The 21,811-nt window shown below is 36.9% G+C and carries 23 protein-coding genes and 1 other RNA gene; 11 read left to right on the top strand and 13 right to left on the bottom strand.

All coding sequences use genetic code 11. The features are described 5' to 3' along the window. Positions 1–42: 42 nt before the first annotated feature. The 6 genes from H344_RS0113715 to H344_RS0113690 all read left to right on the top strand — a co-directional run bounded on the left by H344_RS0113715 (position 43) and on the right by H344_RS0113690 (position 5,509). On the top strand, positions 43–969 hold the full coding sequence (locus tag H344_RS0113715) for a homoserine kinase (RefSeq protein WP_034256672.1): 927 nt from the start codon (positions 43–45) through the stop codon (positions 967–969). 42 nt (positions 970–1,011) lie between these two features. Next, complete coding sequence (gene thrC / locus H344_RS0113710) at positions 1,012–2,307, top strand: threonine synthase (protein WP_026810841.1); 1,296 nt, start codon at positions 1,012–1,014, stop codon at positions 2,305–2,307. A gap of 146 nt (positions 2,308–2,453) precedes the next feature. Next, positions 2,454–3,539: a glycine cleavage system aminomethyltransferase GcvT gene (gcvT, locus tag H344_RS0113705; protein ID WP_026810840.1), complete on the top strand. Its 1,086-nt coding sequence runs from the start codon at positions 2,454–2,456 to the stop codon at positions 3,537–3,539. A 38-nt stretch (positions 3,540–3,577) separates the two neighbouring features. Next, complete coding sequence (locus H344_RS0113700; RefSeq protein ID WP_026810839.1) at positions 3,578–4,396, top strand: sugar nucleotide-binding protein; 819 nt, start codon at positions 3,578–3,580, stop codon at positions 4,394–4,396. Between the two features lie 48 nt (positions 4,397–4,444). Next, positions 4,445–4,732 (top strand): 4a-hydroxytetrahydrobiopterin dehydratase, encoded by a 288-nt coding sequence (locus tag H344_RS0113695; protein ID WP_026810838.1) that lies wholly within the window; start codon positions 4,445–4,447, stop codon positions 4,730–4,732. 66 nt (positions 4,733–4,798) lie between these two features. Beyond that, positions 4,799–5,509 carry a YebC/PmpR family DNA-binding transcriptional regulator gene (locus tag H344_RS0113690; protein ID WP_026810837.1) on the top strand — a complete coding sequence of 237 codons (711 nt, stop codon included), beginning with the start codon at positions 4,799–4,801 and terminating at the stop codon, positions 5,507–5,509. Between the two features lie 15 nt (positions 5,510–5,524). Here the strand turns inward: H344_RS0113690 and H344_RS0113685 are convergent, their stop codons facing one another. From H344_RS0113685 to H344_RS0113660, 6 genes are all read right to left on the bottom strand, one after another. After that, positions 5,525–6,064, bottom strand: coding sequence for a 1-acyl-sn-glycerol-3-phosphate acyltransferase (locus H344_RS0113685; RefSeq protein ID WP_026810836.1), 540 nt, complete (start codon positions 6,062–6,064; stop codon positions 5,525–5,527). Between the two features lie 45 nt (positions 6,065–6,109). After that, entirely contained in the window at positions 6,110–7,237 is a 1,128-nt protein-coding gene (locus H344_RS0113680; RefSeq protein WP_051254329.1) for an iron-containing alcohol dehydrogenase family protein, read from the bottom strand. Then, positions 7,224–7,943, bottom strand: coding sequence for an HAD family hydrolase (locus H344_RS0113675; RefSeq protein WP_026810834.1), 720 nt, complete (start codon positions 7,941–7,943; stop codon positions 7,224–7,226). The genes H344_RS0113680 and H344_RS0113675 overlap by 14 nt, the downstream gene beginning before the upstream one ends. Further along, the gene (gene kdsB / locus H344_RS0113670; protein ID WP_034256670.1) at positions 7,934–8,662 is read right to left on the bottom strand and encodes a 3-deoxy-manno-octulosonate cytidylyltransferase; all 729 of its coding nucleotides are present in this window, start codon (positions 8,660–8,662) and stop codon (positions 7,934–7,936) included. Before kdsB ends, H344_RS0113675 begins: the two co-directional genes overlap by 10 nt. A gap of 132 nt (positions 8,663–8,794) precedes the next feature. Then, the gene (locus H344_RS0113665) at positions 8,795–9,367 is read right to left on the bottom strand and encodes a DUF4126 domain-containing protein (protein WP_026810832.1); all 573 of its coding nucleotides are present in this window, start codon (positions 9,365–9,367) and stop codon (positions 8,795–8,797) included. Between the two features lie 27 nt (positions 9,368–9,394). Beyond that, entirely contained in the window at positions 9,395–10,834 is a 1,440-nt protein-coding gene (locus H344_RS0113660; protein ID WP_026810831.1) for an ATP-dependent DNA helicase, read from the bottom strand. Between the two features lie 101 nt (positions 10,835–10,935). On the opposite strand from H344_RS0113660, the gene H344_RS0113655 reads away from it, so the two are divergent. Genes H344_RS0113655 through H344_RS0113645 form a run of 3 tightly spaced genes read left to right on the top strand, consistent with a single transcriptional unit; the run spans position 10,936 to position 12,961 of the window. Continuing rightward, complete coding sequence (locus H344_RS0113655) at positions 10,936–11,586, top strand: hypothetical protein (RefSeq protein ID WP_026810830.1); 651 nt, start codon at positions 10,936–10,938, stop codon at positions 11,584–11,586. After that, a complete protein-coding gene (locus H344_RS0113650; protein ID WP_026810829.1) occupies positions 11,564–12,400 on the top strand; it encodes a DUF3822 family protein in 837 nt (278 codons plus the stop codon). Before H344_RS0113655 ends, H344_RS0113650 begins: the two co-directional genes overlap by 23 nt. 3 nt (positions 12,401–12,403) lie before the next feature. Further along, positions 12,404–12,961 (top strand): RsmD family RNA methyltransferase, encoded by a 558-nt coding sequence (locus tag H344_RS0113645; protein WP_026810828.1) that lies wholly within the window; start codon positions 12,404–12,406, stop codon positions 12,959–12,961. Between the two features lie 56 nt (positions 12,962–13,017). Here the strand turns inward: H344_RS0113645 and rnpB are convergent. Beyond that, positions 13,018–13,336: RNase P RNA component class A (gene rnpB / locus H344_RS21135), an RNA gene on the bottom strand. Positions 13,337–13,471: 135 nt separating this feature from the next. Between rnpB and H344_RS0113640 the strand changes: the two genes are divergently transcribed. Continuing rightward, a complete protein-coding gene (locus H344_RS0113640; RefSeq protein WP_026810827.1) occupies positions 13,472–15,313 on the top strand; it encodes a DNA polymerase III subunit gamma/tau in 1,842 nt (613 codons plus the stop codon). Here the strand turns inward: H344_RS0113640 and H344_RS0113635 are convergent. From H344_RS0113635 to H344_RS0113610, 6 genes are read right to left on the bottom strand one after another with little or no spacing between them, the layout of a single operon-like run. Then, positions 15,310–15,663 carry a transmembrane 220 family protein gene (locus tag H344_RS0113635; RefSeq protein ID WP_026810826.1) on the bottom strand — a complete coding sequence of 118 codons (354 nt, stop codon included), beginning with the start codon at positions 15,661–15,663 and terminating at the stop codon, positions 15,310–15,312. The genes H344_RS0113640 and H344_RS0113635 overlap by 4 nt on opposite strands. A gap of 1 nt (position 15,664) precedes the next feature. Next, positions 15,665–17,041, bottom strand: coding sequence for an alkaline phosphatase family protein (locus H344_RS0113630; protein WP_026810825.1), 1,377 nt, complete (start codon positions 17,039–17,041; stop codon positions 15,665–15,667). Between the two features lie 3 nt (positions 17,042–17,044). Further along, positions 17,045–18,238 carry a metabolite traffic protein EboE gene (gene eboE / locus H344_RS0113625; RefSeq protein ID WP_026810824.1) on the bottom strand — a complete coding sequence of 398 codons (1,194 nt, stop codon included), beginning with the start codon at positions 18,236–18,238 and terminating at the stop codon, positions 17,045–17,047. Next, positions 18,238–19,413, bottom strand: a complete 1,176-nt coding sequence (locus tag H344_RS0113620) for a 3-dehydroquinate synthase (RefSeq protein ID WP_026810823.1) — start codon at positions 19,411–19,413, stop codon at positions 18,238–18,240. The genes eboE and H344_RS0113620 overlap by 1 nt, the downstream gene beginning before the upstream one ends. Positions 19,414–19,423: 10 nt before the next feature. After that, on the bottom strand, positions 19,424–20,317 hold the full coding sequence (gene eboC / locus H344_RS0113615; protein WP_034256667.1) for a UbiA-like protein EboC: 894 nt from the start codon (positions 20,315–20,317) through the stop codon (positions 19,424–19,426). Next, a complete protein-coding gene (locus tag H344_RS0113610; RefSeq protein ID WP_026810821.1) occupies positions 20,317–21,225 on the bottom strand; it encodes a TatD family hydrolase in 909 nt (302 codons plus the stop codon). The genes eboC and H344_RS0113610 overlap by 1 nt, the downstream gene beginning before the upstream one ends. 309 nt (positions 21,226–21,534) lie before the next feature. Here H344_RS0113610 and H344_RS20330 point away from each other — a divergent pair. After that, positions 21,535–21,811 (top strand): IS1/IS1595 family N-terminal zinc-binding domain-containing protein (locus H344_RS20330; protein WP_026810636.1); only part of this gene is annotated, 277 nt, incomplete at its 3' end.

The raw sequence follows: 21,811 nt of genomic DNA, 5'->3' as shown, positions 1-21,811 counted from the left end.
TAGAGAAAGAGCTACCTTTAATTAATTACAATTCAGAAGAATATGAATTCAAACGAGATAAAGATATTTTCGCCAGCCACAATCGCAAATATTTCCTGCGGTTTCGATGTATTAGGGCTGGCATTAGAGACCGTAGGTGATGAAATCATCATTAGAAAAACTCCTAAAAAAGGAATAAAGATAACCAAACTTACCGGACAAGACTTACCTACTGAAACCCTACAAAATGTAGCTGGAGTAGCTGGTTTAGCATTTTTAGCGGAAAGCAATTACAATGGCGGTTTCGAAATTGAAATTTACAAAAAAATTAAAGCTGGAAGTGGAATAGGAAGTAGCGCTGCTAGTTCCTCTGGAGCGGTATGGGCAATGAATGAGCTTTTAGACCGTCCTTTTTCTAATTTACAATTGGTAAAATTTGCCATGGAAGGTGAGCGGTTAGCGAGCGGAGTACCCCATGCAGATAATGTTGCTCCTGCCCTATTTGGCGGTTTTACCTTAGTACGCAGTTACCACCCGTTAGACATTGTTAAAATTCCCACTCCAACGGAACTCTACGCCACCGTAATTCATCCACAAATAGAAGTGAAAACTTCTGATTCTAGACGAATTCTAAAAACAAATATATCTCTAGAAGACGGAATTAAACAATGGGGAAATGTTGGCGGATTGATAGCCGGACTTTATACTAGTGATTATGAATTGATAGGCAGATCCCTTGTAGATCATATTGTAGAACCTATACGTTCTATACTTATACCTGGCTTTGATAAAGTAAAGGAAAATGCATTGGAAGCAGGTGCTTTGGGCTGTGGAATCTCAGGATCAGGACCTTCAATTTTCGCGCTGAGTAGAGGGGAAGAAAATGCCCTAAAAGTAGCAAATGCCATGAAGAACGTATATCAAAAAATAGGCGTAGACTACGATGTACACGTTTCAAAAATAAATACCGACGGAATCAAGATCCTATAAGTTAGTTCCCTTATATCAATTGAAGAATAAAACACCACACAAATGAAATATTACAGTCTAAATAAAAAAGCACCAATGGTCTCCTTTAAAGAGGCTGTTATAAAAGGCATAGCACCAGATAGGGGATTATATTTTCCTGAAGACATCCAACCCCTACCCGCTTCCTTCTTTGATAATATAGAATCATTATCCAATCACGAGATTGCCCTTAAAGCTATTCAGCAGTTTGTAGGGGATGATATTCCCGAAAAGGCATTAAAGGAGATTTTGGAGGACGTTTTAGACTTCAACTTCCCCGTAGTACCTATCACTAACAACATCGGTGCTCTAGAGCTTTTTCATGGGCCTACCATGGCCTTTAAAGATGTTGGCGCTAGATTTATGGCACGTTGCCTAGGATATTTTTCCAATGAAAAAAGCACTGAAATAACCGTTCTAGTAGCTACCTCTGGTGACACAGGTGGAGCGGTGGCAAACGGATTTCTAGGTGTCTCGGGAGTTAAAGTTGTTATACTTTACCCAAGTGGAAAAGTAAGTGATATTCAGGAAAAGCAATTAACCACACTAGGCAAAAACATTACCGCCTTAGAAGTAGATGGTACCTTTGACGATTGTCAGGAAATGGTAAAATCGGCCTTCCTAGACAAAGATATCACAGAAAAAATGCAACTGACCTCTGCCAATAGTATTAATGTTGCCCGATGGCTTCCGCAAATGTTCTATTTCCTTTTCACCTATAAACATGCTAAATCTTTAGGTAAGGAAATTATATTTTCAGTACCAAGCGGAAATTTTGGAAATATCTGCGCAGGGATTATGGCGCAAAAACTAGGGATGCCGTGCAAACACTTTATTGCCGCCACCAATGCAAATGATATTGTTCCCCACTTTATGGCCACTGGATCGTACAATCCAAAAGCCTCCATTGCCACAATTTCTAATGCCATGGACGTAGGAGACCCTAGTAACTTTATTCGGATTAGACATTTATACAAGGATAATTTCCAAGAACTATCCAAAAACTTAAGCTCTTATTCCTTTACTGATGAGGAGACTAAGCAAGCGATGCTCTCCCTATATAATGATTATAATTATGTAGCAGATCCACATGGAGCCGTAGGCTATTTAGGGCTGAAAAAATATCTGGATAAACATCCAGAATATTATGGTATATTTTTAGAAACCGCTCACCCAGTAAAGTTTTTAGATGTGGTAGAGGATACTATTCAAGAAAATATAGAAATGCCTGATAGTATTGCTAAGCTTTTAGGTAAAAAGAAAAAATCTATACGTATCTCTAACTATCAAGAGGTAAAAGACTTTTTGAGTACTAAATAAGGTTTGCTCAGGTTTAAGATATAAAGATTAGTTAATCTGACTCCCTTTTTAATCCGTATTGATTAACACTAAATTGTGAAAACAAAAATCTGCTTGCATTTTTACATCGATTAATTTTCGATACTTTTACCTTTTAAACTAATTAAATGAAAAATACAGCCTTAACTAAAACTCATGAGGCATTAGGAGCTAAAATGGTTCCTTTTGCTGGATTTAACATGCCCGTATCCTATGAAGGAGTAAATGCAGAACACGAAACCGTTAGAAATGGTGTAGGGGTGTTTGATGTATCCCATATGGGAGAGTTTCTAATTAGTGGTCCAAAAGCTTTAGACCTAATTCAAAAAGTAAGTTCAAATGATGCTTCCAAGTTAACTATTGGGAAAGCGCAGTACAGTTGTCTTCCCAATGAAACAGGAGGTATAGTAGACGATCTTATCATTTATAAAATGAAAGAAGACCAATATTTATTGGTGGTAAATGCGAGCAACATCGATAAAGACTGGGAGCATATCAGCAAATACAATAAGGAAATTGGTGCAGAAATGCGTAATATTTCCGAAGACTACTCCCTATTAGCCATTCAGGGGCCAAAGGCAGTAGAAGCCATGCAAAAACTAACTTCGGTAGACCTATCGGCATTAAAGTTTTACACCTTTGAAGTAGCTGATTTTGCTGACAAACCGCATGTTATCATTTCCGCAACTGGATATACCGGATCTGGTGGATTTGAAATCTATTGTAAGAACGAGGAAGTTCAGGAAATATGGGAGAAGGTATTTGAAGCTGGTGCCGATTATGGGATAAAACCTATTGGCTTGGCTGCAAGAGATACTTTAAGATTAGAAATGGGTTACTGCCTTTACGGGAATGATATTGATGATACTACCTCCCCTTTGGAAACAGGTTTGGGGTGGATTACTAAATTCACCAAAGATTTCGTCAATAGCGAAGCCCTCGCCAAAGAGAAGGAAGCTGGACCAAAACGAAAGCTTATTGGGTTTGAACTTACAGAAAAAGGAATTCCAAGACATGGGTATGAAATAGTAGACGAAGATGGTAACGTTATAGGAAAAGTAACTTCTGGAACGATGTCTCCATCCCTATCAAAAGGAATTGGACTTGGATTTGTTCCCACAGAAGTTTCAAGCGTTGGAAATTCCATTTTTATCCAAATTAGGAAAAAGACGGTACCAGCAGTAATTGTTAAGCCTCCTTTCTATAAAGTATAACCTATTAAATATTTGAGTGAGGGAAAGGAGATGACCGGATGAATAAAATACTAATATTAGGAGCCAGTGGCTTTATTGGAAATGCTATTTACCGGGAATTAAATTCTTATTTTGATACCTATGGAACTTATTATTCCGCCAGAAGGAGTTTTGAGAATAACCATCAGTTCCATAGGTATGATTTAGAGGAGGATGATATTGTCCAAATCTTAGATAGAATTAAACCAGACCTAATCATCTCTGCTCTTAGAGGCAACTTCCAAGCACAAATAATCGCCCATCAACACATTATAGAATATATCCTTAAGAATAATTGTAAGCTATATTTTATATCCTCTGCAAACGTTTTTGATGCCTACAGTAAATTCCCGTCTTATGAATATGACAAGACCTTTTCCGAAAGCATCTATGGAAGGTTAAAAATTAAAATAGAAAATATGCTGCTACGGATACCCAAATCCAAAATGACTATTCTAAGGGTTCCTATGGTCTTTGGCAGCAGCTCCCCAAGAGTAAGGGCGATAAAAACTTCGCTGCAGCAGAATGAACCACTAGAAGTATTTCCTAATTTAATTATGAACGTCACTAGTGACGACAAACTTACCCAGCAGATTCATTATATAATAAATAGAGATAAGACAGGAGTTTTCCACTTAGGCTCCGAAGACCTTATCCACCACGAAGATTTTATATTTGAAATTGTAGATCGCATGGATAAAACCCATCCTATCTACAAACGGGTATATACCACTAACGAAGATAGATATCTAGCGGTGTTACCTAAATACAATATACTACCCAAATACCTACGTTTTAATTATCAAGACATTATAGACCAACATATCTTTACAGAATAGCTCGTAAAAGAGAAGGGTAATTTTATTAACTTTAGAAAAATCGACAATATGAGCACATTATCAAAAGAAGAAATAGAAAAGAGATTAGAACAACTAGAGGGTTGGGAATATGTAGAGGGAGCTTTGGAAACATCTTTCGAATTTAAAAATTTTAAAGAAGCCTTCTCTGTAATGACGAGAATTGCCTTTGAGTGTGAGGCACAAAACCATCATCCAGACTGGAATAACGTATACAACTCCTTGCACATTAGACTTAATACCCATGACGCAAACGGAGTAACTGAAAAGGATTTTAAACTGGCACATAAAATTGAAGAAATAATTGATAGCGAATAGATATAACGCTTGTTGCAGTTTTAAAAATTGTTAAATTTGTTTCCGTAATTAAAATTAAACCGAACAATGGGAAGAGCTTTTGAGTTTAGAAAAGCACGTAAGATGAAAAGGTGGTCTGCTATGTCCAAAGCCTTTACAAGAATAGGTAAAGATATAGTTATTGCGGTAAAAGAAGGTGGTCCAGATCCAGATTCTAATGCAAGGTTAAGAGCCGTAATCCAAAATGCCAAGGCAGTAAATATGCCTAAAGACAATGTGGAAAGGGCTATAAAAAGAGCTTCGGACAAGAGTTTAGGGGATTATAAAGAAGTGCTTTTTGAAGGATATGCACCTCATGGCATTGCTATTTTAGTAGAAACTGCCACAGATAATAACACTAGAACCGTTGCCAATATCAGAAGCTATTTTAATAAATGTAACGGAAGTTTAGGCACTTCAGGTTCGGTAGAATTTATGTTTGACCATACCTGTAACTTTAGGATTCCCGCAGAAGGTTTAGACCCTGAGGAATTAGAATTAGAAATGATCGACTTTGGAGCTGAAGAGGTTTTCGTTGATGAAGATGGTATTTTAATATATGCACCCTTCGAAAGTTTTGGTGCTATACAAAAGGAGCTAGAAAACCGGGAGATAGAAATTTTATCTTCAGGATTTGAACGTATACCACAGGTCACCAAAGAGTTAACTGAGGAGGAAGCTGCAGATGTAGAAAAATTACTTGAGAAAATTGAAGAGGATGATGATGTACAAAACGTATATCACACCATGCAAGAATAGTTCCTGAAAAGGTTTTTAAAAACTATTTTCAGGAACTTTTCCTAAAACGCCCTTATAAAATGCTTTGTAAGTAGCAAAGTCCTGCTCTTTATTATCTGTTGGAAAGTGAGGCGCAGAAAACTTAATTTGTTTTTTACCAAAATCAAAAGCGACTAATACAATGGGGACATTCGCTGCTTTCGCTATATAATAGAAGCCAGTCTTCCATTCACTCACCTTTTTTCTGGTTCCCTCTGGAGATAAGGCAAGTCTAAACTGTTTTTTCTCTTGAAATACTTTAACAGTAGCACTTACCGTATCCATATTCTTGCTCCTATCTATAGGTGCACCTCCCATCCAACGAAAATACCATCCAAAAGGAGGTTTAAACAAACTTTTCTTTCCTATAAAATTAATTTCCTCATTTACTACGCGGCGCACTAAAAGACCAAGAAAAAAATCAACCCAACTGGTATGAGGCACTACTATAATAACGCATTTAGCTACTTTGGGAAAAGAACCAATAAGTTTCCAACCTAATACTTTAAAGTAAATAAATTTTGCGATTGTTTGCATGCCAACTAAGGTATTAAAATCCGATAACCACAGGCCAATATCAGTTTAAATTTTTTGATATATTGATTTTAATTTCTCTGGACTGATGTGTTTTTCCCATTCCGCACCCAATGCATTTTCCCAAAGAGGTTCTAGGCTAAGAGCCACGTTAATCATGATATCAAAATCACTATCGGTTAAATCACTACAAACTCCTTTTGGCAGGGATATGTTGTGTTTTTCTATCATTTTATTAAACAAAGCCACTCCTTCCGGATAAAACTCTTCTAAATATTGAAAAACTAAGCAGTTTCCAATACCATGCCTAACCCCCAATAAATAAGAGAGACCATAACTCATGGCATGGGCAACACCAACTTGAGAATAGGCTATACTCATCCCTCCGTGCCAAGACGCCATCATTAATTTATCTCTGGATTCTGATTCCTCCAAATCTTCTAAAAAAACATCTTTACACAACTCTAACGCTTTTTCCCCATAACTCTGACTAAAGGCATTTAAAAATGTCCCATTTAACGATTCTACACAATGAATATAGCAGTCCATTCCTGTATAAAACCACTGCTCTTTTGGAACGCCTTTCGTAAGGTCTGGGTCCAAGATTACCTGGTCAAAAGTAGTATAATCAGAATTTATACCCAGTTTCTTTTCTGGCCCTAATAAAACTGTTGTCCTAGATACCTCGGCACCAGTACCGCTGATTGTAGGAATACCCACATGATAGATGGATGGCTTTTTCACCAAGTCCCATCCCTGGTACTCCTCAGATTTCCCTTTATTATTCAACATAATAGCAACTGCTTTAGCCAAATCTAATAGGGTTCCTCCCCCAATCCCTACAATACCTAAGGGAAGTTCTTTAAACTCGCTACGCACTTGCTTCACTAAAATATCTACCTGATCTGTTTTAGGCTCTTCCTCTGCTGAGATAAAAATAATCTGATCGTTAGGAAATAAGGGAACTCGAGATATAAGTGAAGTACCTTCAAAAACATCATCAATTAAAAAAATAATAGGAGCCTCAACACTTTTCCGTTTTGGTAGCAAGATCTCTCCCAATTGATTAAAACAGCCATTACCAAATATGACCCTTGGAACCATAGGGAAATTCCTATAATTAGGTGTTACCTCTGTTCCTATCTGTTCCTCATTCTCCTTATTACTTACTTCCATTGCCATAGTTAAGATATTTTAATAAATCAGTAATGGTGTTCAGGGTAAGATGACCATTCTGATGTTCCTCCAATTTCACTTCTTCATGCTGCCAAGTGGTATGAAAAGGAATATGAATCGCTTTAGCTCCTATATTTATTATGGGAAGGATATCCGATTTTAAGGAATTCCCTACCATTAAAAATTCCGATACTGGAATTCGCAAGTGCTCTAAAAGGTTTTTATAGTTTATCTCCTTTTTATCACTTAAAACTTCCACATGGTGAAAATATTTAGAGAGGCCAGATTTTTCCAATTTCCGCTCCTGATCTAATAAATCTCCTTTAGTTAAAACTATTAAACGATAGTGATCCTTTAATTTTTGTAATACTTCTTCCACTCCATCCAATAATTCTACTGGATGTGACAACATTTCCTTTCCAAGATTAAGAATATCCCCAATGGTTGCTTGAGATATCTTATTATTTGATAAATCTAATGCCGATTCTATCATGGACAACATAAACCCTTTAACCCCGTAACCATAAATCTCTAAGTTATTTATTTCAGTCTTATAGAGCTCTTGGTCGATCTTATTCTTGGTTTCATACTTATCTAAAAGACTTGCAAATTTTTCTTCAGTATCCCTAAAATAGGTCTCATTTACCCATAAGGTATCATCTGCATCAAATCCAATTACTTTTATCTTATTATAATCTACTTCCATACATTCTTGGCCTTTTCTAAATCTTCTGGGGTATCTATTTCAATTCCAGAAATATTAGTTTCCACCATTTTTATTTTTTTACCATATTCTAAATACCGGATTGCTTCTATTTTTTCTGTCGCTTCCAATATTTGCATAGGCAGTCTTTGAAAATCCATTAAGGCTTCTTTCCTAAAAGCATATACCCCCTTATGCTTATAATAAGGGATATCTAATTCCCGTGCTCTTGGGTACGGTATAGGAGCTCTTGAAAAATAAAGGGCAAAACTCTCTTTATCTACAATAACCTTCACCGTATTAGGGTCATTAATTTCTACCCAATCTGTTATCCTTGTCATAAGTGATGCAAGGTCTATTTCCTTCTTATGGTCGTCTTTAAACACTTCTATAACCCCTGCAAGACTCTCCCTATCCGTAAAAGGTTCGTCTCCCTGAACATTTACGATGATATCTACGTCCATATTCTCCACAGCTTCGGCAATACGATCACTACCGCATTCGTGCTCCTTCTTACTCATTATGGCTTTACCACCTATTTTTTCAATGCATTCATAAATAACCAGACTATCTGTTACTACGTATACTTCCTGAAACAAGCCTGTTTTTACCGCCGCCTCATAAGTTCTTTGTATAACTGGTTTTCCCTGCAAATCTTGCATTAACTTTCCAGGAAACCTAGAAGCTGCATAGCGTGCGGGTATCATTGCGATGATTTTCATATGTTGATATTTATTTATTTTTAATGGTCATACCTGCCGGACTACCTCGTTCCGGCAAGTGTAAGACGCATATCTTCATTAGTATTTTACAACCAGTTTTGGGTGATCCTTTCAATTGAAAATTGGTTAATTTTAGTTCGGATTAGATTTAGTTCTTAGTTTCTTATATAATTTAAAAAGAACTAATAATATTACGACCACTAAGATAGCGGCAAGCATGGGCACAAAGATAGACAAGACTGTCATTACTACCGCTACCACTGTTTCCACTAGTCCAATTATAGGATTTGCTATTCCCCCCGTAGTAGTCGATGAAGCTATTCTTCCTGTGGCAGAGGTGCTTTTAATGGCAGTTGCCGTACCACCTCCTGCAATTATAGCCAGAGTCCAAGAGATAATAGGATCTAAATCTGCAACTGTAGAAACCATAACCGCTGTCCCTGCAATTCCCGCCAAAGGAACTGCAAAGCCGTCTAGTAAATTATCTACCCAAGGAATAAAGTATGCGAAAATTTCAACCACGGTAGCTACTCCCAATGTAATTAAAGCCGGAATACTACCTATCCATTCCCAATTATCATTTAATTCCCATACATTTAAATAGGCCGCTAAACTTAGGGCAAATAGGGGTAAGAAAATTCTAAAGCCTACAGATGCAGCAAGGCCTATCCCTAGAAAAATGCTTAAAATGGTCTCAAAAGCCATGCGCTTTTAGTTTACTGCTAAATTAGGCTATTCCGAATCAAGAAAAAAATCGTTCTTAAACCCTATTAAATACAGCTTGTCCTTTGCCCTAGTGATGGCAGTATAAAGCCACCTTAGATATTCCTTATCGATACCATTAGGCAAATAGGGCTGCTCTACAAAAACCGTATTCCATTGTCCACCCTGCGATTTATGACAGGTAATAGCATAGGAAAATTTAACCTGAAGGGCATTGAAAAAAGTATTGTTCTTAACTGCCAAAAACTTTTTATACTTAGATGTCTCATCAGCGTAATCTTTCATTACTTCTTGATATAAACGGTTACCGTCCTCATAAGGTAAAGACGGCGTTTCTGCCATTATAGTATCTAATAACAATACCGTCTCAAAGGGTTTCTGATTGGGATAATCTACCATTTTCACCTTTACTTCAGCAAATTTAAATCCGTATAATTCCTTAATTGCAAAGATTTCTAATATCTCTATAATATCTCCATTGGCAATAAACCCAGCTTCAGAAGAAGGTTTAAGCCAGAAATAGTTATTCTTCACCACCATCATATAATCCCCAACTGCCAATTCATTTTCTAGGAATAGGATTCTATTTCTAATATTTTCATTGTACAGATTAGCCCTTTTATTAGAACGAACAATGATTGCGGTTTCCTCTTTTCCATTTTGAGAATAGGATTCATCTATAGCTTCCTGTATGTCGTGCCCATCAATTAATCGCACAATATCGGCATAGGGAGAGACTGAAAATTTAAAATCATCATAAAATTCACTCTGTAACTGCTCTCTTAAATTAGTAGCATTGGCTAATATCCCTGAATCCTCTGCCTGCCTCACCACTTCATCCATTTCCATATTAATCACCTCCTTATTATAATGTAAGGACAATTGCCCCTCATCTAATGCCGGACTAAGATTTAAATGAACAGGTGGTAACTGCGCTGTATCTCCTATTAATATAAGTTTACAATTATGACCAGAATAGACATAGGTCATTAAATCATCTAATAAAGATCCATTCTCCATTAATTTAGAATCCGTGGGACTATCAGAAATCATCGAGGCTTCATCTACAATAAACAGCGTATTCTTATGTTTATTAGGAGAAAGTACAAACTGCACCCCACCTCCTCTTTGTTTTTTAGGGAAATAAATTTTCCTATGAATAGTAAATGCTTGTGTCCCTGAATAATTAGACATAACTTTTGCTGCCCTTCCAGTAGGAGCCAACAATACCGATTTCATGGTTGTATTCCACAAATTGGTTACAATAGTACCAACAATAGTGGTTTTTCCAGTTCCTGCAAAGCCCTTCAATAAAAAAACGGTGTCCTTTTCTTTTGATAACGCAAAGGTCGCAAGTTGCTGTAAAGCAACCGACTGTTTAAGCGTTGGGTGGTGTGGAAATTTCTCTTTTAGTAATTTATAAAAACTAGTGTCAGATATAATATTCATAGGTCTTCAAAGATAATCAGTATTTTTAAGGCCAAATGCTTTTGGCATTAAAAAAAAATTGTAGATTTGTGACAACCACTAAATATAATAACACATAAGAAATGAAGACCGTATTACAGATTTTTCTTTGGCTGGTAAGTATAGGATTAGCGTTTATGATCTATAAATCTATCAATGGCCCTATTGAGTTTAAGAAAGTTAAACAAGAGCGTTTTGCCAAGGTAATAGCGAATCTTAAGGATATTAGAAATTCGCAAGAGGCTTATAAAAGCGTAAATGGAAAATACGCCAAAGATTTTAATTCTTTGATTAAATTTGTGGATACTGGCAAATATATCCTTACACAGCAAAGAGATTCCTCTTATATGGAATACGACAAGCATTTTGGCATTGACATGTTAAAAGAAGTAAAGATTATAGATACGCTTGGTTTTGTATCGGTTAAAGATTCATTATTTAAGAGCGACACTCGTTATAAGACTATGATGAATGTTCCTTATGCAAAAAATAATGAGCAATTCGACATGAAATCTGGAATTGTTGAAAAAGGAGGTTATAAAGCCCCTGTATTTGAAGTTAAAGTAAATAAAGATGTTGTTTTACACGACCAACCTAAAGAATTACTAGCAAAAGAAAATGCTCAGATCAACGTTGATGAAGTTAATGGCAGCGTAATCAAAGTTGGATCCATGACCGAGGTAAGTACCAGTGGAAATTGGCCATCTATCTATGACAAACGAAACGACCAATAAGATTTTAGAAGAATCTAAATCGGAATATCATAAATTGTCCATTCAAGTTAGCTTGAATGGACTTTCTTTTTGTGTATTGGACACACTTTCCAATACTGTTATCACTTCCGAAAGAATAAGTTTCGAAAGTGAACTAACTCCTTATGCCCTGCAAAAAGAAATAAAACAACTTTTTGAGGATAACGAAATACAGAAAATACAATTTTCCGAAGTAGTTGTTATACACAGAAACAATCTATTCTGTCTTGTTCCCAATGCTCTTTTTAACAAAGATGAATTAGCCAACTACCTAAAGTTCAACGCAAAAATATTGGCAAACGATCATCTCGAATATGATGAAATCGCTAATATGGACATGGTTAATGTTTATGTACCCTTTGTTAATATAAACAACTATATCTACGATTTATTTGGGGATTTTGAGTTTATGCACAACGGAACAGTATTGATAAAAAATCTCATAAATAGCCACGGTAGCACCAACGAGCCTATTTGTTATGTTCATGTAATGGAAGAACACATGGATATAACCGTTATCCAAAACAAAAAACTACTACTGTACAACAATTTTAGTTTTACCGCTAAGGAAGATTTTATTTATTACTTATTATTTACCCTAGAGCAACTAAAGTTAGACACAGAGACGACTAAATTAAAACTATTTGGTTCAATAGAAGAAGGGGATCCCCTCTTTCAGCTCTGTCATACTTACATTAAGGATATATCAATTTTTATCCCCTCCCACGCCAACCATTTTCACTTTGGAAATCTAGATCGAGAATCGATAGATTTTACACTCTTAAATTCTTTTTAACCTATGCGTATCATTTCAGGTAAAAAAAAGGGGCTACGATTAATGGCCCCAAAGAAGCTTCCCGTTCGTCCAACCACAGATATGGCCAAGGAAGCGCTATTTAACATACTTAACAATAATTATTATTTTGAAGACCTTAAAGTATTAGACCTATTTTCTGGCACTGGGAACATAAGTTATGAATTTGCTTCTAGGGGTACTGAAAATATAATTGCTGTAGATGCACATCAAGGGTGTGTTAGATATATTTCCGAGACCGCTGAAAAAAATGAATTCCCCATTAATGCAGTTAAGAAGGATGTCTATGAGTACTTAGAAAAAACCTCTACAAAAGCACATATTATCTTTGCTGATCCTCCTTATGATTTTCCATTATCCGATTTTTCTCAAATTGCAAACCTAGTTTTTGAAAAGGAGCTACTTTTAGAGAATGGTGTTCTTATTATTGAACACCCCAAACATACCGACCTTTCCGAGATAGCTCATTATACCAACCAAAGAAGATATGGGGGTAGTATTTTTAGTTTTTTCGAATGGACTGGAGATGTAGAAACTCCTTAACCAATCTTGTATAGATCCAATACACGCAGCTTAGCGACTGTTATCTATTTAAAATATAAAAAAGCAGGCCATAAGCCGGATTCTGTAGCCTATATTAATATATAGACTTCCTTATCATTTATCTAGGTTATTGATTGCTCAATAACTCTAACCGCCTACCCTTCAGCTTGAGCGTGCAGCCCTCGAACACTGATTTACATGGCGTTGCACCGTATAGAGTTTACCTGCTTTCACTACAGCATTACCTGTACCTTCTCTCTGTTGCACTTGTCCTCGCCTCACGACGGACGGGCGTTACCCGCTATACTGCACTATGGTGTCCGGACTTTCCTCTGGTTCCAAAAGATTGAAATCAGCGATAAGGCGACCTGCTTAGGGCAAAGATAGCTCAATTGTTGATAAATAAAATGCTAAACTAGGTTAAATAGGGACTATAATTGAAAGCTATTTTTATATTTGTACCATAGCTATCGACCTCCTTATTAGAGGTCTTAAATAAATATTCAACTCTTGGAACCTTTTATAGTATCTGCACGAAAATATAGACCCAAAACTTTCAAGGATGTGGTAGGGCAGCAGGCTATTACCAATACGTTAACCAACGCCATTGAAAACAATCATTTGGCCCAAGCGTTATTGTTTACCGGTCCTAGAGGAGTTGGAAAAACTACCTGCGCAAGAATATTAGCAAAACAGATTAATCAGCAAGCAGTAGCATCAGAAGATGAAGATTTTGCTTTTAACATTTTTGAGCTGGATGCCGCATCTAACAACTCGGTAGATGATATTAGGGAGCTTACTAGCCAAGTACGGATTCCACCACAAGTAGGGAAATATAAGGTATACATTATAGATGAGGTGCACATGTTGTCCCAAGCGGCCTTTAACGCTTTTTTAAAGACGTTAGAAGAACCACCGGCACATGCTATTTTTATTCTAGCCACCACAGAGAAACATAAAATAATCCCTACTATTCTATCTCGCTGTCAGATTTTCGATTTTAAGCGGATTACAGTAAAAGATACGGCTGAATACTTAAAATATATTGCAGACAATCAAGAGATAGATGCAGATGACGACGCACTACACATCATAGCTCAAAAAGCAGATGGTGCCATGCGTGATGCCCTTTCTATTTTTGATAGGGTAGTTAGCTTTTCTGGAAAAAAATTAACTAGAAAAGCGGTAACCGAGAATCTAAATGTTTTAGATTACGACACTTACTTTAAGGCTACCGATCTTATTTTAGGTCGAGACATTCCAGGTTTATTAGTTTTATTTAATGAAACGTTAGCACAAGGTTTTGATGGGCATCATTTTATAATTGGCCTAGCTTCTCATTTTAGAGATTTAATGGTCTGCAAGCACCAAAACACCATCCCGCTATTAGAAGTTGGCGAAGAAGCAAAAAAACAATATTTAGAACAATCGCAAAAAACATCGGGTTCGTTCCTTTTGGAAGCTATAGACCTAGCGAATGATTGCGATACAAAATACAAAAGCAGTAAGCATCAACGACTACTTGTAGAACTAACCCTAATGAAATTAGCCTCCATCGACTTTGATGGAGAAAAAAAAAAGTCTAAGCACTTAGAAACTGGTCGAGGTAGGCCCGACTTTATAATTCCTGCTTCTTTTTATAGAGTCAATAAAAAAGAGAGGAAGGCAAATGCTCCAGCAGCTCAAAAAGCCACCGAAGGAGCTTCCTCGATTGTTACTCCAACCCATCAACAAGAGCAAACTCAAAATACACCAACTGCAAGCGATACTACTTCGGCTACTGCACCTACTGTAGCTGCAAAACCTACTATACAAAAGCAGTCAGCTACGCTTGAAGAAGCTAAGAGTTCTGAGGCTAAAAAAATTAAGATTGACTTAAAAGGGAGTAAGAAAAGAGTATCTGGCCTTAGTTTGTCTAGTTTAAAGGCGAAAAAAGAGCACGAACTCAATAAGAAAGACGAGGTAATAGATGAAAGTAGTTTGCCTAAATCAGTTTTTACAGAACAGGAACTACAAAAACATTGGGCAGATTTTGTTGATATGATCGACAAGAAGGGTCAGAAAATATTAGCCTCCAATTTAAATGCAGATCGTCCTAAATTAAAGGAAGATTTTGTGATTTGGATTGAGCTTCCCAATGACACCATGAAAAAAGAAGTGGAGCGAGAGAAGTATGACCTAATCGAAACCTTAAAACAAAAACTCCACAATCACTTCATCACCTTAGAAATAACGGTAAACGAAACCAGCGCGAAAAAATTCGCATTTACCCCAGAGGAAAAATATCTTAAACTAAGAGAGAAAAATCCAGCTATCGACTTGCTTAGAAAAGAATTCGACCTAGATATTTAAGCTTTCTTAGAAAATCTAATTCGCCAAGCGTAAAAAAGCATTACCATAGCACTTATTAAAAGTCCGAGCGACTCTCTAGCGCGTTCTATATTATCTATATCCCCACCTCCAATAGATACTCCTTCATATTTTTCCGGCCAAAAAATATAGCTCCCTATTAAATAAGCAAAAGAGAGCAATACCCCTACCGATAACAGTAATCTATTAAAAATAAAAAATACAGAAGCCAATGCAGCTATACCATAGATAGCGTACCACATCCATGCATCCTGATCGTTATATTGCAGGACGGCTGACCAGACAAACAGTATGGCAAATATAAATGCGAATATTTTCGAAAAAAGTTTCATTCTAGGTATCTAAGATATGATTTTCTATTACTCCAAAAACTTCTGTTGCTAATAAAGAGTCCGCAATTTTGTCTCCCTTTTTGTTGCTGATAAGTATAGGAAGGTCATTTCTATCTTCAGGAATTCTACCATGAGAACCTTTTATCAAGGTGGCATCTAAAGGAATAATATCCAATACAGACCTAAAGCCTAGCTTCTTTTTCAGTAATTTCCATGCTACTTTGGGCATCACCAATTTATCCTTAGGGTCTGTCAACATTTCCACAGGATCATAACCTGGTTTTTTATGAATATCTACCATCCTAGCATAATCAGGAGCCTTTTTATCATCTAACCAAAAATAGTACGTAAACCAAGAATCCTTATCAGCTACTACCACTATATCCCCACAGCGCTCATGATTCAAGTGAACCTCTTTAATTTCATCTCCAGATAAGACCTGCTCTACCCCTTTTACTTTTTTAAGGAGGTTTTTAATTTTATCTATATTATTAGGGTCTTTCACATACACATGTGCCAATTGATGATCTGCAACAGCAAAAGCATCACTTGCACCTGCATCTAATAATTCTAATCCACGTTCTACCCTAATACCGATATAACCTTCCTTTCTAAGAACCCTATTTAAATGGACGGGGTTAGTAACGTTGGTTATACCATATTCGGAAAGAAGAATAACATTAGCCGACTTACTTTCAAAATGATCTACCAATTGTTTAACCACAGCATCTATCTCTCGTAAATCCTTCCCTATTTTTGAAAAATCCTTACCATGACGCTGCAAATTATAATCCAAGTGTGGCAAATACACCAAAGTAAGTGTAGGATTGTGTAAGCTATCTGTTTTAATAGTAGCATCCGCTATCCACTGACTAGATTTTATAGAGGTTTTTGGGCCCCAAAAGTGAAACAATGGAAAATCTCCTAATTCGTCCCGAAGTGTATCGCGTAGTGCTGCAGGATGCGAATAAAAGTCTGGGATTTTTCTTCCATCTGCCAAGTAATTAGGCCTAGGAGTTGCACTAAAATCGGCATTAGAATACATATTGTACCACCAAAAAAGATTAGCACAGGTAAAATTGGGATCCTTTTTCTTTAACTTATCCCAAATCTTATCTGATTGTATAAGGGTATTAGATTGTCGCCAAAATTTTATCTCATGTTCTTCTTTAAAATACCACCCATTAGCCACTATTCCATGTTCTGCAGGTGTTTTACCCGTTAAATAGGTAGCTTGTGCCGCACAGGTAACTGCAGGCAATTGCGGAGTAATAGCACCCCAACTTCCTTTATCCAAAAAGGATTTAATAAATGGAGTATGCTCTCCTATTAATCCTCTAGACAATCCTACAACATTTATAACAACAGTCTTCTTCATTATTTACAACTTATTCTTTAACCATTTCACTTCACGAACTATAGATGCTGATAGCTCCATCTTTAATTCTTTTGGCAATACGTCCCATGTATAGGTCTCTATTTCCAAGTGGTCCGAAAATGGATCCTTTTTAAGCAACTCCAAAACTTTTAAAATCTGATCTTGAGTAGAAAATAAAGATTCGTATTGCTCCATAAAAATAGGCACATGAAAGTGCGCTCGCAACTCGGTAAAATCTCCTTTTTTGGTCAAAAGCTCCGGTAGATCCCTATATGTAAACACCTGATCACCCTTTTTGCGGGTAACTTGATGCAAATAAGTAGGTTCGTTAAACCTTTCTAAGGTTTGCCAAATTGCTTCATTATTACCTTCCTCGAAAAGGATCTTTAGTGCAGAACTCACTTGTATCTTTCCTACCTCTATTCCGGCGTCCTTAAATTTCTTCAAAGTATATTGAGGCTCTTCATAGGCAAGAGAAAAATGGCATACATCATAACAGATCATAATATGCCTCAGAATTAATTCTTTGGCTTTGGAAGTAGTACATCCAAGCTTATCTACCAAAATCTTAGTTCCGATTGGAATTAAATAGCTACCATAAAACTCCAATACCTCAACACTATTTTCTAGCATTCCATCTGGTTCCGGTTCAATATCCAAATGCAGATGTTTTCCTGTCTTCTCTTCTATGTCTATTAACTGCAATGCCACCGCTATCATATTGGTAGCACCGTCAACAAAAGCCTTATCCGTTGCTTTTTCAGAAGCATGCCAAAATTTGTAACTTATAGGTGAAGTAGAAATTCCGCCTTTGATACCTTTCGGCAGAAGAAAAGCGAGTTGTTTAAAAAGTCGTATAGTATACTCCAATCGGTCTGCGGTAGTCCAATCAGGCGCATGAACCATATCCTTTACTCTTTCATTATGAAAATTTCCATAAGGAAATCCATTCATAGTAAAAACATAAAGATCGTTCTCCTCTAGCCAATCTTTAAATTCTTGCAATCGACTTCCTTCTTGTAGCTCCAGGCTTGCTACATTAGATAAGCGTAAACCAACACCAAATGGCTGCTTTGGAGAAACCTGCTCCTTAACTTTTGGAAGGTATTCTTCTAAATTCTCCCAAGTCTGCTTCCAATCTTCGCCTGGGTGGATATTTGTACAATAACTAAGGTGAAATTTATCTTTTATCAGCACTATTGGATTGAAATTTTAGGTTCTAATTCATTATTTAACCACACTATAGCATTTTTCATAATCTCTCGATCAATAACATGGACATCTTGCTTAACTCCAATTTCAGAGATAAGTGTAATGGTAAGTTCTCCTCCCAGATGCTCTCTAAACTCTTCTATTCCATTTAACAGCTCCTCTATTTCCTTCTCTTCAGATAAGGGTATATGTATATCGAACCCTATATTTTGAAGCACCTCCAAAATTCTATCTAAAGTACTTTTATCAATCATGCCAATTAGGTGAGCATAGGTAACATCTAATGCCATTCCTATTGCTACTGCTTCCCCATGACGCAATTGATAATTGGTCATGAACTCTAGTTTATGCGCAGCCCAATGGCCAAAATCTAATGGCCTAGAAGAACCGCTTTCAAAAGGATCACCACCTTGTGCAATATGCTCCATGTGCATTTCTGCACATCTGTAAATAAGGTATTGCATGGCTGGCATATCCCTATCCCTTAGTTTTAAGCTATTTTGCTCTAAAAACTCAAAAAACACCTTATCCTTAATAAGGGCAACTTTTATAGCTTCCGAAATTCCAGAAATCCAATCTCGCTGCTCTAATGTAGTCAAGAAAAAGGGATCATTAATAATAGCATAAGGGGGTGCAAAAGTGCCTAGGAAGTTTTTCTTTCCTAAAATATTAATACTGTTCTTTACGCCAACAGCAGAATCATTCTGAGATAAAACGGTAGTTGGGATACGGATTAGTTTAACCCCTCTATGAGCAATAGCCGCAGCATATCCTACCATATCTATTATAGCACCACCTCCTATAGCCACCACAAAAGAATGCCTACAAATTTTGTTATCATTAACAGCTTGTAAAATTCGCTCTACATTACCATAATCATTTTTACACTGCTCACCCCCTGGTACAACAATCTGTTCGGTACCATAGATTTCTGCACTATTAACTTTACAATAGGCTGTAATTTGATCGGATAAGTTAGGGTGACATTCCAGTACCCCACTATCAATAACAAATAATACCTTTACCTTTCCTTTCGGATTGTATTCTTTAATTAGGTCCTTAAACAGTGTATTACCTTCCTTAAATATATGCTCGGTAAAATGAAGCTTATATTCGTAAGACACCTTAAAGGATTGTGATATTGTTTTATAATGTTGCATACTTTTTAAATTAAGTTACTGCAAATAGTTTGGATAAAAAAATTGATAAAGGCAACAACAGCAGGGTAAGAACTCCTACCCACCAATAAGAGAATCCTGTCGCTAGGGCAGCATCCAAAACAATAATGGAAATCACCCCAGCTTTCACCGCCATTTTTATGTTGTGAGGTGAGTTTTCTTTATACGCTTTTAGCAATGGCCTAAAAATTAATAGGGTAAAAAGAAGAATAAATGGTAGAGATATGAGAATGTTTTGACCAGTATACAATAGGATTATTGTGATTGTTAATACCACCATAACATACAACATAGCCGCTAATAAAATATGTTTTTTGTTATCCCCATGCACCTCTCCCCTACTTATCAAAGTAATTGCTGCTATATAAGCGATTGGAATTATTGCATATTGCCAATGGATAAGATTACCTAGAATAGACATTCCTAATAATAGATTAAACCCCCTACACAGCCCCATATTCAAGGGACCAAAAAAAGAATGGTGCTTTCCTAAAGTATCATACATTAAAATAGACGCCCCTAGTCCAAGCGCAATTACTCCACTGGTAATACCCACCCAAAACGCAGCTAAAATCCCTAAAACCATTAAAGCACCTCCAAAAATAGCAGCTGAAGTTAACGAGACTACCCCTGAAGGGATTGGCCTTTCGGGTCGCTCTACCAGATCTAATCGATAATCAAAAACATCATTCAGGACCACTCCAGAGGCATATAAGAGTACAGAAGACCCCATCAATAATAAAACCGTTAGCCATCCCAAGCTAGACTCCTGACTACTAGTCAAGAAAAAGCCAGAAATAGCGATTCCAGCCAAAATATCAGCAGCTGATGTGGGTAAGTTAGCAGGCCTAGTAAGCTGTAAATACCCTTTTATAATAGGATTCATTATACTATTTTATCGGTATCTACCTTTGGCTCTTGTCCTCTTAAAACACTATTATCATTATATAATTTGGTCTGATTAATACCTTCAGGATTTAACCAATCGGATTCTTTCATTTTTCCATTCATTCCAAAGATATCCAAAGCGTTCTGATAGCAAGTCTTTACCACATCTTCTCTAGCTATTCCTCTTTTCAGCATTAAAGATGCGGTTTTTGGAACTGCCAGAGGATCACTTACACCCCAATCTGCAGAACTATCCACAATTATCCCATTACTACCGAATTTCCTAACCACCTCAACCATTCTCTCATTTCCCATTTTCGTTTTTGGGTAGATAGTAAATGCCGCTAAAAAACCTCGATCAAGCACTTCTTTAACCGTTTCTTCATTGTTATGATCAATAACTACCATAGAAGGATCCAACCCGTGTTCTAAACACACTTCCATACTTCTAATAGTTCCAGATTTTTTATCTCTATGCGGGGTATGTACCTGTACAGGCAAGTTAAGTTCTTTAGCAAGTTCTAGCTGCAGTCTAAAATATTTATCTTCAGCAGGAGTTTGATCATCATAGCCAATCTCACCAATTGCAACTACATTTTCCTTATGTAAATAAAGTGGCAGTAATTCCATTACCTGCTCTGCCAAAGCTTCGTTATTGGCTTCTTTAGAATTTAAACCAATAGTACAATAGTGCTTTATTCCAAATTGGCTAGCCCTAAACGGCTCCCAGCCCACCAAACTACTATAATAATCCTGAAAAGACCCCACTTGTGTACGCGGTTGACCTAACCAAAATGATGGTTCAATAACAGCTACCACCCCTGCTTCCGCCATAGCCTCATAATCGTCAGTAGTCCTAGCGGTCATATGTACGTGCGGGTCAATAATCATCATTTTCTCTTCCATAACAACTTTTTATTCCTTTAATATATTAAAAATCAATTCCATAGAACGCATTTCTTCCGCTCCACCATGGTTCCCTAAAATCTTTGAAAATAATTTAAAAGATTTCTGTTCCCCTATAACGCATAAATCTACTGAAATTATAGCATGTCCATAGCAATTTTGCTCACTTTTAAACCCGTTTTAACAAATAGGTCTGTAAGAATGACAATTTTATCGGATTTATAAGAAGCTTAAAGGATGTAAAACCTATTTATAATGCAAAGACATCCAGGCTCTAGTTTATAATAGCTATTATTTGTATCTTTAGGTATGGAACTAGAAGAATTAAAACAAAAGATCCTTTCGCTTCCTCTGGTGGACAGGCGGAGATTGCTCAAGGATATCGAAAAGCACGATGTGACTACGGGAAGTCCAAGGGCACAGGCCTCCCGCCGACATCTTCTCGACAATATGATGGGCGAGTGCCCGCACTGTGGCCATACCAAATATGTCCGTTTCGGAAAGGACAAGGGTGCACAGCGCTATAAATGCAAGTCCTGCAAGAGAAGCTTTACCGAATATACGGGCACTTGGATGGCGGGGCTGC

The organism is Arenibacter latericius DSM 15913 (assembly GCF_000424985.1).
Lineage (GTDB): Bacteria > Bacteroidota > Bacteroidia > Flavobacteriales > Flavobacteriaceae > Arenibacter > Arenibacter latericius.
The sequence above is the reverse complement of the archived record's forward strand: the minus strand, read 5'-3'. Positions and strand labels throughout refer to the sequence as shown.